The sequence below is a fragment of the Azonexus hydrophilus genome (assembly GCF_905120355.1).
Lineage (GTDB): Bacteria > Pseudomonadota > Gammaproteobacteria > Burkholderiales > Rhodocyclaceae > Azonexus.
The window spans coordinates 104,853-117,055 of the sequence record NZ_CAJHOB010000004.1 but is presented as its reverse complement, the minus strand read 5'-3'; the positions used below and the strand labels follow the sequence as shown (position 1 = coordinate 117,055).

Annotated in this window: 12 protein-coding genes; 9 read left to right on the top strand and 3 right to left on the bottom strand. The window is 60.7% G+C overall.

The window, feature by feature from the left end; all coding sequences use genetic code 11:
- Positions 1-17: 17 nt before the first annotated feature.
- On the bottom strand, positions 18-983 hold the full coding sequence (locus tag JYJ39_RS04350; protein ID WP_205202353.1) for a YcjF family protein: 966 nt from the start codon (positions 981-983) through the stop codon (positions 18-20).
- A 241-nt stretch (positions 984-1,224) separates the two neighbouring features.
- Between JYJ39_RS04350 and JYJ39_RS04345 the strand changes: the two genes are divergently transcribed.
- From JYJ39_RS04345 to JYJ39_RS04325, 5 genes are all read left to right on the top strand, one after another.
- A complete protein-coding gene (locus JYJ39_RS04345; RefSeq protein ID WP_205202352.1) occupies positions 1,225-1,491 on the top strand; it encodes a hypothetical protein in 267 nt (88 codons plus the stop codon).
- 21 nt (positions 1,492-1,512) lie between these two features.
- Positions 1,513-2,130, top strand: coding sequence for a 30S ribosomal protein S4 (rpsD, locus tag JYJ39_RS04340; RefSeq protein WP_205202351.1), 618 nt, complete (start codon positions 1,513-1,515; stop codon positions 2,128-2,130).
- 14 nt (positions 2,131-2,144) lie between these two features.
- On the top strand, positions 2,145-2,384 hold the full coding sequence (gene hemP / locus JYJ39_RS04335) for a hemin uptake protein HemP (protein WP_240189538.1): 240 nt from the start codon (positions 2,145-2,147) through the stop codon (positions 2,382-2,384).
- Positions 2,385-2,586: 202 nt separating this feature from the next.
- Positions 2,587-3,834, top strand: a complete 1,248-nt coding sequence (locus JYJ39_RS04330; RefSeq protein WP_205202346.1) for a DUF2325 domain-containing protein — start codon at positions 2,587-2,589, stop codon at positions 3,832-3,834.
- A 77-nt stretch (positions 3,835-3,911) separates the two neighbouring features.
- The gene (locus JYJ39_RS04325; RefSeq protein WP_205202343.1) at positions 3,912-4,934 is read left to right on the top strand and encodes a Fe(3+) ABC transporter substrate-binding protein; all 1,023 of its coding nucleotides are present in this window, start codon (positions 3,912-3,914) and stop codon (positions 4,932-4,934) included.
- A gap of 88 nt (positions 4,935-5,022) precedes the next feature.
- On the opposite strand, the gene JYJ39_RS04320 is transcribed toward JYJ39_RS04325, so the two are convergent.
- Positions 5,023-8,286 carry an EAL domain-containing protein gene (locus JYJ39_RS04320; RefSeq protein ID WP_205202341.1) on the bottom strand — a complete coding sequence of 1,088 codons (3,264 nt, stop codon included), beginning with the start codon at positions 8,284-8,286 and terminating at the stop codon, positions 5,023-5,025.
- A 101-nt stretch (positions 8,287-8,387) separates the two neighbouring features.
- On the opposite strand from JYJ39_RS04320, the gene JYJ39_RS04315 reads away from it, so the two are divergent.
- The 4 genes from JYJ39_RS04315 (at position 8,388) to JYJ39_RS04300 (ending at position 11,845) form a co-directional block, all read left to right on the top strand.
- Complete coding sequence (locus JYJ39_RS04315; protein ID WP_205202339.1) at positions 8,388-9,683, top strand: ATP-binding protein; 1,296 nt, start codon at positions 8,388-8,390, stop codon at positions 9,681-9,683.
- Positions 9,684-9,688: 5 nt separating this feature from the next.
- Positions 9,689-10,219: a response regulator transcription factor gene (locus JYJ39_RS04310; RefSeq protein WP_205202337.1), complete on the top strand. Its 531-nt coding sequence runs from the start codon at positions 9,689-9,691 to the stop codon at positions 10,217-10,219.
- A gap of 75 nt (positions 10,220-10,294) precedes the next feature.
- Complete coding sequence (locus JYJ39_RS04305; protein WP_205202335.1) at positions 10,295-11,551, top strand: putative Na+/H+ antiporter; 1,257 nt, start codon at positions 10,295-10,297, stop codon at positions 11,549-11,551.
- A 90-nt stretch (positions 11,552-11,641) separates the two neighbouring features.
- Entirely contained in the window at positions 11,642-11,845 is a 204-nt protein-coding gene (locus JYJ39_RS04300; RefSeq protein ID WP_205202333.1) for a (2Fe-2S)-binding protein, read from the top strand.
- Positions 11,846-11,920: 75 nt separating this feature from the next.
- On the opposite strand, the gene JYJ39_RS04295 is transcribed toward JYJ39_RS04300, so the two are convergent.
- Positions 11,921-12,181 (bottom strand): hypothetical protein, encoded by a 261-nt coding sequence (locus JYJ39_RS04295; RefSeq protein WP_205202331.1) that lies wholly within the window; start codon positions 12,179-12,181, stop codon positions 11,921-11,923.
- Positions 12,182-12,203 lie beyond the last annotated feature (22 nt).

The following is a 12,203-nucleotide window of genomic DNA, read 5'->3' as shown; positions in this document are numbered from 1 at the left end:
ATCCTTCGCTAATCAACTCAGGCCCGCAGCAGGGCAGTAATCTGACCGGCATCGAGGGTTGCTGCCTTCTGCTCGATCTGCGGCAAGTATTGCGTCTGCAGCTGTTTGGCCGGGCCGAGCAGACCCTGAAAGGTTTCCCGCAACAAGGCCGTCGACATCACCCGACCACCGGCATAGTAACGCTGCGCCACTTGCCCCAGGGCATAGGTGGTGGCAAAGGAAAAGGCCATGCCGGTGGCTGCGCTGCCAACCTTGCCGAAGGTCTTGCCTGCCGCCTTGCCGAGCAAACCTCCCAGCAACTTGCGCCCGAACTGTTCAAGATACTGCGAAGTCAGACCAACACCGGCAGCGGCGATGAATTCCTTGATGTGCCCCTGATCGAGGGTGACGCCGTGCGCCTTGCCAATGCTGTACACCAGCTTGATCTGCAGGGGAATGATCGCCATCGAAGCCCAGGATTGCGGCAGAAGTTCAAGTGCGCCACACAGCAGGGCGTAATTGAGGATGCTTTTATCCTGCGCTGCCGCCGGCGCAGCCGCGGTGATGGAAGGTGCGGCGACAGGAACGGGTGCCGGTTGCAGTGCAGGATGAGCGCCAAAATCGTACGCATCGAACTGCCGCTCGACTGCCGCCTCGATCTGCGCCGCCTCTCCCCCCGGCAGGGCGAGCAGCTGGCGCAACTGATCCAGAAAAGCCCGTTCGCTATCCGCCAGGCGGCCATCCGCCTCACACACGCACAACGCCATTTCATAGGCAAACTGGCGCTCGCCGATATCACTCAATACCGCTGTGGCGTCGGCCAGGGTCGAGCGCTTGAGCAGCACATCCTGATACAGACGGGAAAGATCGGGCGCACCTTCTGCGCCCGCCAGATTTTCCGCCACACGGCGGACCGCCTCGCGCTCCCGCTCATCCTTGGCACCATCGGCAAAGGCGGCGTGAATGGCAATAGCAAGAATGGCGTGGTTTTGTTCGCGTTGCATAGCTGCTCCTGTCGTTCAAATATGATCATGCACAACAAGAGCGCGATTATCCGCAGGCATAACTTCGAAACAAACAGACAGATGCGGACTTAAGATTCGGTTTTTCGGAAGTCTCATACTCGATCCCAGCGACGCGTCGATATCACTTGACATCAATTTACATATTGCGAATAATTCGCATTACCAGCCAGCCCACCTCTCCCGGTTAGCCAGCCAGCCCCCATCTACGACTGGAACACCTATGGAAAGCGTCACGCTGCCGTTCGCTCTGCGACTCGCCGCCATCATTCAGCTGCTGTCTTCGTCGGCACTGCGCGGCACCACCTTCAACAAGACCGTGGCCTTGTGCCATCACCTGCAGCAGGCGGCCACGGCGGAAGACATCGACCCCTGCCTGCACAGCGCCTTGCGGGAGGTACTCGACAGCTGGCAAGGCGTCTCCTGTCACCCGGCTTCGATTGCAGTGAACCATTACCCCGCAATCGCTCCTGGCTACTCAACCCATTGAATCATCGAAACGAGAGAACTCATGTCCCGTTACACCGGCCCTCGCCTGAAAGTCCTGCGCGCCCTCGGCGTCGATCTCCCTGGTCTGTCACGCAAATCGATGCAGGAACGCAACCAGCCGCCTGGTCAGCACGGCGCGCGCAAGGTCGCCGCGCGCAAATCCGAATTCGGCCTGCAGCTCATGGAAAAGCAGAAACTGCGCTACAACTACGGGCTGACCGAGCGCCAGTTGCGCCGCGCCGTCACCGATGCCAAGCGGCACCGTGGTGCCACAGGCGACAAATTGGTCGAACTGCTCGAACGCCGCCTCGACAACCTGGTTTTCCGCGCGGGTTTCGCCCCGACCATCCCCGCCGCACGGCAACTCGTCAGCCACGGCCATTTCCAACTCAACGGCAAGCGCGTCACCATTCCTTCGATCCGCCTGCGCGTCGGCGACAGCTTCGGCCCGACCGAAGCCGGCAGCAAGATCGACTTGGTGCGCTTCACCCGCGAAGCTCCTTCGCTGGAACGCCCGGAATGGATCAGCCTGGACGACACGACGCTAACGGCCCGCCTGAGCCACCTGCCAGATGCCGATGCCGCCCCCTTTCCTCTCGACCTGCAACGCATCGTCGAGTACTACGCCACCCGCATGTAAATAGCGGCCACATCATGAACCAGCCGCCTTCCCGGACTTCGACGACACCCCGGCACTCTGCCACCGACTGTCTCGGCAGCGATGCCGCCGCGCCAATGGTCGGCACCAACGCAGCAGACGCCTGTCCTCCACCGACCAGGACCCTCCTCAGTCAAGCCCTGTTCGGCAACGCCAGCGAAATCTGCATTCACCACATGGGCACCGACTACCGTCTGCGCATCACCCGCCAGGGTAAGCTGATCCTGACCAAGTAAACGCACCGATCCCACCCGAGCGGAAGGCAGGCCACCCCGACCGCTCACCGGAAGGCACCGTCCAGACAGCGGTGCCTTCCTCCTATCCCACCTGCGTCCGCCTCTGCCGGCGCGTTTCTATTGACAGCGCAGCGCTTTATATTGAGAATAATTCTTGTTATTCTGAACGCAGCCATCTGCGCACGCCTCACGGAATCCGATCATGGAACCCACCTCGCCACACACGACGGCTGATAGCTTCGCCCTTTCTCTGGCAACCACGCCAGTGGACAGTCGTCCTGCGGCGGGAAAAACAACGCGCCGGCGCAAGCTGTGGGAAATCCCGCACAAATTTCACTGTCCGGTGATCGGCACCTGCTTCGACGTTGCCGAACTGCGGGCATTGATGAAAAAGCTGATGCACATTCCCCACGGAACAAGCGATTTTGTCCTGCACACCACGGCCGTGGGCAACAGCGAGAGCCGGACGCCACTAGCCGAATTGCTGCAAAAACAGCTGGAAAAACGCTATCCGCAAACCGTGCGTCGCTTTGCCACCGCCCGTGACACCAACAGCCTGCGCCTCTTGTGGCGTGAAGCCACAGCAGCGGGCAGCGGCATTCCCGGTGCGCTCTGGGCAACGTGGACGCACCCGGCCTGCGATGCGCCGCTAGAGCATGAAGTCTATGCAGACATCCACATGATCCAGCACCAGATCGGCAGCGGCGCCCGTGCCGATATAAAAATGCTGAACAAGCTGCGCACAGAAAACCAAGATCTGCGCCAGCAACTCGACAAGGCCCGGCAGGAAACTTCCTCACTACGGCAGGAGCGAGCCAAAGATGAGCGGCAACTTAACCAGCACATCATCGACCTGCGGTCCGAACTAAGCGGGCGCGATGCCGCTATCGCCCATCTGCAGCAGCAGCTTGAGCAACTGCACGCACAACTACCCGAACTCAGAGAGCGCCAGCAGCTCCTGCAGCGCGCCAGTGCGGCCGAAGCCCGCAACCTGCTGCTGAGCGCACGGGCCAACAGCCTCGAAGCCGAAATCGGGCGCCAGAGCCAGCGCCTGCAACACACCGAGGAAATCCTCAATGATTACCTTATGGCCGACGCCGCAGCCACCGAGTGTTCCGTCACCAACCTGAGCAAAGGCTTGGCCGGCAAATGCGTGCTCTGTGTCGGCGGCCGGACCGGTGCGATAGACGCCTACCGGCAACGAGTCGAGCACTATGGCGGACATTTCATCCACCACGACGGTGGTGTCGAAGAAAGTCTGCACCGCATCGATGGCGCCTTGTCCGGCGCTGATCTGGTCATCTGCCAGGCTGGCTGCATCAGCCACAATGCCTACTGGCGCATCAAGGACCAGTGCAAGCGCACCGGCAAGCCTTGTCGCTTCGTCCGCAACGCCGGACTGTCCAGTTTCGAACGCGTCATCAGCGATGCCTGCGCCGAGATAACCTGATTTCCCTGAATGCCACAGCCCTTCTACCCAGAACCCCTTTCCCATTTCCCTCACACGATCCCCGGAGTAGCCACCTCATGAAATTTGCCTCAACCGCTGCACTCGCACTGACCACCCTGGCCGCCACGCTAACCCCGGCAGGCGCCGAAGAAAACGTGCTCAACATCTATTCCGCTCGCCATTACCAGACCGATGAAGCGCTCTATGCCGATTTCACCAAGCAGACCGGCATCCGGATCAAGCGCATCGAGGCCAAGGAAGACGAGTTGCTTGAGCGCATCCGCAACGAAGGCGCCAACAGCCCGGCCGACGTGCTGCTGACGGTGGATGCCTCGCGCCTGGCCAAGGCGCGCAACATGGGCCTGTTTGCACCGCTCAAGTCAGCCGTACTGGAAAAACGCATTCCGACCCACCTGCGCACTGACGAATGGGCAGCGTTCTCGTTGCGCGCCCGCGTCATCGTCTATAACAAGACGCGCATCCAGCCTGCCGATGTGCAGAACTACGCCGATCTGGCCGACCCGAAGCTGAAGGGGCAATTCTGCTCACGTTCAGGTTCCCACCCCTACAACCTGTCCCTGCTCGCCTCGGTCATTGCCCATGAGGGCGAGGCCAAAGCGGAAGCGATGGCACGCGGCATGGTCGCCAACTTCGCCCGCACCCCGAAAGGTGGCGACACCGACCAGATCCGCGCCGTGGCGGCCGGTGAATGCGGCGTCACCATTTCCAACAGCTATTACGTCGCCCGCCTGATGCGCTCGGACAAGCCGGCCGACCAGGAAACCGTGGCCCAGATCGGCATCATCTGGCCGAACCAGAAAACCACCGGCACCCACGTCAATGTCTCCGGCGGTGGCATTCTGAAACACGCCCCGAACAAGGCAGCGGCGCAGAAATTCCTGGAATACCTGGCCTCCGATTCTGCCCAGCGCTACTTTGCCGACGGCAACAATGAATGGCCGGTTGTCACCTCGGTGAAGATCGACAATCCGGCGCTCAACCGTCTCGGCAAGTTCAAGGCCGACACCCTGCCGGTGAACAGCCTGGCGATGTACCAGGCCAAGGCGCAGATGATCTTTGATCGCAACGGTTTCCGCTGATTCTCCGTCAGGCAGATAATAAAAAGCGTGTCGTCCGGACCGGGCGGCACGCTTTTTTACTGAGTAACCCCCGCCTGCTGCAGCCGAACTACTCCTGCCGGCTGAGCAACCAACGCTCAAAATCGTCCACCGGCAAAGGCGTGCTGTACAAATAGCCCTGCATCACCTGGCACCCACGCTCGGCCAGGAAACCCTTCTGCTCTACCGTTTCAACACCTTCTGCTACAACGTCCATCCCTAGTTCCCGCGCCATCGACAGGGTGGCGGTGGCAATGGCTGCATCTTCGGTGTTATGCGGCAGTTCCTGCACGAAGGCACGATCCAGCTTCAGGCGGCGGATCGGCAGACGTTTCAGATACGACAAGCTGGAGTAACCCGTGCCGAAGTCATCCAACGCCAGCAAGATGCCCATTTCCCCGAGCGCCCGCATGCGGGTCAGTAATGCGTCGTTGGGCTGCATGAGCGCACTTTCGGTCAGTTCCAGTTCCAGTGCATGCGCCTGGGCGCCACTCTCGCGCAGTGCCTGTGCCACCTGCTCGACAAAATCAGGCTGAGCAAACTGCAGGGCGGAAATATTCACGGCAATCGTCAGCTCCCACCCTCTTTCCTGCCAGCAGGCCAACTGCTGGCAGGCGGTGCGCAACACCCAGTTCCCCAACGGCACGATCAGACCATTTTCCTCGGCCAGGGGAATGAACTGGACAGGAGGCAGCAATCCCAATTCGGGGTGCTGCCAGCGGACCAGCGCCTCGCAACCCAGGACCCGACCATCCGCTGCGGCAATCTGCGGCTGATAATGCAGACGTAACTCCTCCCGTTCCAGCGCCCGGTGCAAGGCATTGCGCAGCATCAGATGTTCCAGCGCCAGCACGTCCATATCGGCCCGGAAATAGCAGTACGTGTTGCGCCCCTGGCTCTTGGCGCTGTACATCGCGGTATCGGCGTGCTTGAGCAAGGCACTGGCATCGCGGCCATCCTCGGGATAAATGGCAATACCGACGCTGGTGGACACCATCAACTCGTGACCATCGATCATGAGCGGCGCCCGTAGCAGTTCAATCAACTTGCGGGCGACGATTGCGGCATCTTCAGTACGTTCAAGATCGACCAGCAGAACGACAAACTCGTCTCCTCCCAGGCGGGCGAAGAAGTCGGATTCACGCAAGCCCTCGCGTAAAAGCCGCGCCACAGTGGCAAGCAGATGGTCGCCAACCTGATGCCCCAAAGTGTCATTGATGCTCTTGAAGTGGTCGAGGTCGAGGAACAACACCGCCAACTTACCTTGGCCACGCGAAGCCTTGCGCAGCTCACGCTGGATGCGCTCATTCCACTGGGCGCGATTGGGTAGCCCGGTAAGCACATCGTAATGTGCGAGAAAGGCAATGTGCTCTTCGGCCGCCCGCGCCGCCGTCACATCCTGCGCCGTACCACGCAAACGCAAGGTTTCACCATCGTCGGCCAACGTACTTTCCAGCCGGAAATGCAATACGGTGGATGCCACCCCGCCATAGTCCAGGCGAGCGTCGAGTGTCAACAACCCGGGTGCCTGCAACAGTTCTGCGCGCGCGCATTCCAGCGCCGTACGGTCTTCCTCTGCAAGCCGCTCAAGCAGGGAAGAAAACGGCAACACGGAGGGAGGCCCCAAGTGCATCAACTCACACAACCCCTGCGAGCAGTGACACATTTGCCCGCCTGGAGGCATTTCCCAACTCCCCATCAGGGAAATCCGCTGCGCCTGATTCAACTCTTCCTGCTGCAAGGCCATCCGCCGGCCCGCCGCCGCCAGCTGGCGGGTACGGGCGTCGACCAGGTGCTCCACCCGGAGCGCACGCGCACTCATCAACAACACGAACACCACCAGCAAACTGGTACAGAAAGCGGCCACCCAGAGAATCAACCAGCCGCCCCAATCGCGCAGGGAAAACAGATAGCTCGGGGTCGCCACAATTTGCAAGCGCGATTGTCGACCCGCAAAGTCAAGCTCTTCCTGCCAGCGCAGGGCTTTCGCCTGCCAGCCCGGGCTAGCGCAGTCCGCCGGACCATAGAGACGCTGCGGCATCGAGTCGCCCTGATCACTGAGACAGAGCAACAACCCCGACGGCAAACGCCCATCGAGTACTGCATTGATGGCATCGCCCATGCGAAACACACCGGAGATCACCCCCAGCGGCCGCACCTGATCATCCTTGAACACCGCTTGATAAACCGCAATACTGCGCTGCGCCCCGGCATCCTGCACCAAATTGAAAGGCGCCGTGGCAATCGCCCGCCGCTCGCTCTGGCTACGTCTGGCTGCCTGCCCGGTCCCGGAGTGCACCAGAATATCCAGGCCAACTACGCTCAGATTGTTTTCCCGCGGCTCGACATAGAGGATGGGCAAATACTCCGGACGCTGCGCCAGCGTGTAAGTGATCCGCCCCACCTCGTCGCGCCCCAGAATCCTGAATGCCCGCCCTGATTCAGCCGCCGCCTGTGCCTCGAAACTTGCCCGCGCCGAATCCTGCACCAATGGACTCCAACCGAAATTCTGTGTCCCGGGATGCCGCTCCAGCAAAGGCAAGGCAAATGTCCGCCACACCTGCTGCGTGAGCCGGGGATGCACACTGGCCAGACGCTCCAGGGCAAGCATCAGATCGAGCTGCGTATCCAGTCGCTTGCTCAGCAAATGGCTGATCTGCTGGGCATCGCGCTCGAGGTTACGCTGCAGTCGATCATGCTCCCAACCGCGCGCGACATAAAAAACCAGCATCAATATCAGCAGGGCAAACCCGAGCGGCAAGGCAACGCTCAAACGGCGCTTGCGCCAGGCTTCGGCCGGACGACCCAAAAAAACCAGCAGCAGCGGCGTGGCAATCAATATGCCAATAAAATCGCCGGTCCACCAGTTGATGGCGGTAAACACAAGTGTCTGCGCGGGCACAATGCCCTGCAGCAGCAGTAGCCCCACCCCCAGCATGGGGCTGAACAAACCGGCAATCGGCGCGACCAGGAACACAAAGCGCAACACGCTTTTCTGATCACGCAGCGGGTTATGCTGCCCGAGAATTTTTCTGATCAGGTAATAGCCGGCGACCGCCTGTACCACCGCCCCCGCTGCCGCAATCAGGATAAACGCCCAGACCAGTTGCTCCGAATCGCTACGCAACATTGCCGCTGCGTGCACCACCGTGGCCCCGGCAAAGATCCCCGGCAGACTGTGCAAGCCGTACCGCCACACGCCAAACAAGGCAATCCCGGCACTGGGAAAGAGCGGCGTGACATAACCGGGAGGAATTGCAAACTGCAACATCAGAACGCCGACCAGAGCGTAAGCCAGCGCAAGCTTCAGGTTGAGTCGCAATTGGAAGGACACGGCAGATGACACTCAGGAAAAACGTGCCTAATTATAAGCACCAAGCGGCACCCGCCCGCGACAATCTGTCGCACCTGACAGCCCATTCAACAGCTGTTGTTATGCAACAAATCACCGATAATCCGCGCATGCAGTTCGTCACGCCTTCTCCACAGGAATACTCGCTCCATCTTGGCCGCTTACGCTTGGCGCGTCTGATCACGCTCGCCTGTCTGGCCGTGTGTGTCCTGATCACGCCTACGCTGCTCGCCATCGAGCTACCACAGATCTATCTGCTGAGCGTCCTCTTTCTAGCCGCCAGTCTGACCCTGGTCAGCTCTCTGGCCAGCCGTCGGCAAGACGGGACAGATCGCGGCAGCAGCGCCGCTGAACTCTGCAGCCAACTGCTGTTCGATCTCGCCACCTTGAGCGCCGTGCTCTACCTTAGCGGTGGCGCCACCAACCCATTGATTTCCCTACTTTTACCACCAATTGCTTTCGCTGCCCTGGCGCTCCCCGGAATGCAGGTCGCCCTGATCGGCATCGCTGCCATCGCCGCTTATTCGCTGCTGATGCTGTTTTACCTGCCCCTGCCGATTGCCGATGTCGCACGCGCCACGCAACTGCATCTGATCGGTATGTGGCTGACCTTTGTCGTCTCGGCCGGCCTGATCGGCTGGATCGTGCTGCGGATGAGCCAGCGTATCCGCATGCGCGATGCAGAGCTGGCGGCCACCCGCGAACAGGCGCTGCGCGATGAGCGCGTCACCGCCATCGGCACACTGGCCGCCGGTGCAGCCCATGAACTCGGCACACCACTCGCCACCATGGCGCTGGTCGTCGGCGAACTTGAGCAAGATCAGCGCCTGCCCACCGAGACCCGTGCGGATGCCACGCTGCTGCGGCAGCAAATCGGGCTGTGCAAGAACATCATCAGCAATCTGTCGCGCCGCGCGGGCGCCGAGCGCCTGGAAAACATCGAGCGGCAGGCAGCGGACCGCTGGCTCGATCAGTTGCGCCAGCACTGGCACAGCCTGTGCCCACAAACCACGAGCCAGCTGAACATCATCAGTCTGGGCAACGCGCCGGAACTGGCTGCCGACCCGCGCCTGGAACAGGCGCTGCTGAACCTGCTCAATAATGCCGCCCAGGCCAGCGACACGCCGATTGAAATCCGCCTGAGTTGGGATGCCAGCCGGATCAGCATCGAAGTCCTCGACCGTGGCCCCGGTTTTCCTCCGGAAGTGCTTGATCTTTGCGGCCGTCACGCCCTGCCCGCGCACGCCAGCGGCTGTGGCATCGGGCTCTTGCTGACCTGCTCCGCCATCAACCAGCTCGGTGGTGAATTGCACCTCTCACAGCGGGACGGCGGCGGCGCTGCAGCCCGCATCGACCTTCCCCGTCTGTCTGCCTGCTGACCCCGATGAGTACTCCCATTCTCGTCATTGATGATGACCCCACCTTCAACGCCATCCTGGTGCGCACCCTGAATCGTCGTGGCCTGCATGCGCTGGGCGCCGAAACCATCGATGCCGCGGAACAGCTGATTACTGAAATCCGCCCGCAGCGCGTCATCCTCGATCTCAATCTGGCGGGCAATTCCGGCCTCAACCTGATTCCACAATTGCTTGCTGCCAATACACACTGCCGCATCGTCATCCTGACCGGTTACGGCAGCATCGCCACCGCAGTCGAAGCCATCAAGCGCGGCGCCACCCAGTACTTCACGAAACCGGTCGACCTCGATGCCATTCTGGCTGCGTTCACCAATACGCAGCCAAATGAAACCGTGACGCCGCCCGACGAACCTTTGTCGGTCGACCGACTAGAATGGGAGCATATCCAGCGTGTGCTCACCGAGAACGAAGGCAACATTTCAGCCACCGCCCGTGCCCTCAAGATGCACCGCCGCACCCTGCAGCGCAAGCTGTCCAAACACCCCGTACGGCAATAAGGGCCGGCAGCGCCGCCAGCCACACCGGAAAAATCGCGTAAAATTGCGCGTTTTCCTGCAGCACACGGCTTCATCATGTCCCCAAACACAATCCAGATGGTGGGTGCAGCGCTTTTTGCGATTGCCATCATCCACACTTTCTCCACCAAATATTTCGAGCAACTGGCGCATCGCAAGCCTGCCCATTCCGGTTTGTGGCACCTGCTGGGCGAGGTGGAAGTCGTGTTCGGCATCTGGGCCACCGTACTGATCATCGCCATGATGCTGCTGGAGGGGCGCGATTTCGCGGTGGACTACCTCGACAGCCGCAACTACACCGAACCGCTATTCGTCTTCGTCATCATGGTCATTGCCGCCAGCAAGCCGGTGCTGCGCATCAGCACCACCGTGATCGACATGATTGCCCGTTACGCACCGCTTCCCGGCGCCGTATCGACCTACTTCACCATCATGGCCGTAGTGCCGCTGGTGGGGTCGTTGATCACCGAACCCGCCGCCATGACGCTGGCTGCGCTGCTGCTGCGCGACCGTTTTTATCAGCACAACCTGTCGCGCAAGCTGATGTACGGCACACTCGGTACGTTGTTCGTCAACATCTCGATCGGCGGCACGCTGACCAATTTTGCCGCGCCGCCAGTGCTGATGGTCGCCAGCACCTGGCAATGGGACAGCTGGTTCATGCTCAGCCATTTCGGCTGGAAAGCGGCCACCGCCACGGTCATCAACGCCACCATCGTCACCCTGCTGTTCCAGAACGAGTTGCGCACCTTACCCGAGGGTGAGGTGGAAAGCGCAGACAGAATTCCGTTACTGGTGACCGGCCTGCACCTTTTGCTGCTGCTGATTGTGGTGGTATTTGCTCATCACCCCCCGATCTTCGTCGGTGCCTTCCTGTTCTTCATGGGCATTGCCTCGGCTTACCCGGGTTTCCAGGAGCGCCTGATCCTGCGGGAAGGCTTGCTGGTTGCCTTCTTCCTCGCCGGACTGGTGGTCTTGGGGGGGCAGCAGGCCTGGTGGCTGCAACCGCTGCTGCAAGACATGGATGCCACCACAGTCTATTTTGGTGCCACGGCGCTCACCGCCATTACCGACAATGCGGCCCTGACCTATCTCGGTTCTCTGGTCGAGGGCCTCTCCGACGAGTTCAAATATGCGCTCGTGGCGGGCGCAGTCACTGGCGGCGGCCTCACCGTCATTGCCAATGCCCCCAACCCGGCAGGTTTCTCCATCCTGCGCCGGCATTTCAATGACGGCGCTGTAAACCCGCTGGGCCTGCTGGTTTCCGCCCTACCCCCCACGTTGGTCGCCATTTTTGCTTTCCAGCTACTGTAATCACCCTCAACCTGGTCCGACAGTATTGACAGCAATTCTCATTTTGAAGAATAATGCGAACAGTTCGCATTTCTTCAAAATGAGTCGACCATGTACGTTTGCGTATGCCATGCCGTCACCGACCGACAAATCCGGGAAGCCGCCCAGAGCGGCGCACGTAGCCTGAAAGATCTGCGTCGCGATCTGGGCGTCACGCGCGACTGCGCCCGTTGTGCCTCATGCGCCCACAATTGCCTGAAAGAAGCACACGGCATGTCGGCCAAACCAGGGAAAGTTGCACGCCACGCAGCCTGACCGGTACCCGGTCACTAACACCACATTACAAACGCCGCAGCAGTAACACATCACCCCGCAGCATCCACGCGGCAATTACGCGATTTTTTTGAAATCCACACAGCCGGCCTGCAACAGCACGGCCAGTATTTCCGCCAGGCCTTCCCGCGTACAGCAGACCTTCAGGGCCGCCCCCTCGTGCAGGGACCCGGAACCACCTTCACTACTGCACTCCTCGGCACTGACCGTAGCGGAAAAACAACGTAGCACGCGCAGCAACAGCGCACGCTCCTCTACGCCGCCGGGGAAAGAGACGGACAACACGCAGTGCTCAGTACCGGACGTGGTGCCGCACATGGGCTGCTGCGTCCCTGGAATA

Excerpts from the sequence above, each read along its gene's own strand:
- JYJ39_RS04350 (WP_205202353.1), bottom strand. The coding sequence starts at position 983 with ATGCAACGCGAACAAAACCACGCCATTCTTGCTATTGCCATTCACGCC.
- JYJ39_RS04345 (WP_205202352.1), top strand. The coding sequence starts at position 1,225 with ATGGAAAGCGTCACGCTGCCGTTCGCTCTGCGACTCGCCGCCATCATT.
- rpsD (WP_205202351.1), top strand. The coding sequence starts at position 1,513 with ATGTCCCGTTACACCGGCCCTCGCCTGAAAGTCCTGCGCGCCCTCGGC.
- hemP (WP_240189538.1), top strand. The coding sequence starts at position 2,145 with ATGAACCAGCCGCCTTCCCGGACTTCGACGACACCCCGGCACTCTGCC.
- JYJ39_RS04330 (WP_205202346.1), top strand. The coding sequence starts at position 2,587 with ATGGAACCCACCTCGCCACACACGACGGCTGATAGCTTCGCCCTTTCT.
- JYJ39_RS04325 (WP_205202343.1), top strand. The coding sequence starts at position 3,912 with ATGAAATTTGCCTCAACCGCTGCACTCGCACTGACCACCCTGGCCGCC.
- JYJ39_RS04315 (WP_205202339.1), top strand. The coding sequence starts at position 8,388 with ATGCAACAAATCACCGATAATCCGCGCATGCAGTTCGTCACGCCTTCT.
- JYJ39_RS04310 (WP_205202337.1), top strand. The coding sequence starts at position 9,689 with ATGAGTACTCCCATTCTCGTCATTGATGATGACCCCACCTTCAACGCC.
- JYJ39_RS04305 (WP_205202335.1), top strand. The coding sequence starts at position 10,295 with ATGTCCCCAAACACAATCCAGATGGTGGGTGCAGCGCTTTTTGCGATT.
- JYJ39_RS04300 (WP_205202333.1), top strand. The coding sequence starts at position 11,642 with ATGTACGTTTGCGTATGCCATGCCGTCACCGACCGACAAATCCGGGAA.
- JYJ39_RS04295 (WP_205202331.1), bottom strand. The coding sequence starts at position 12,181 with ATGTGCGGCACCACGTCCGGTACTGAGCACTGCGTGTTGTCCGTCTCT.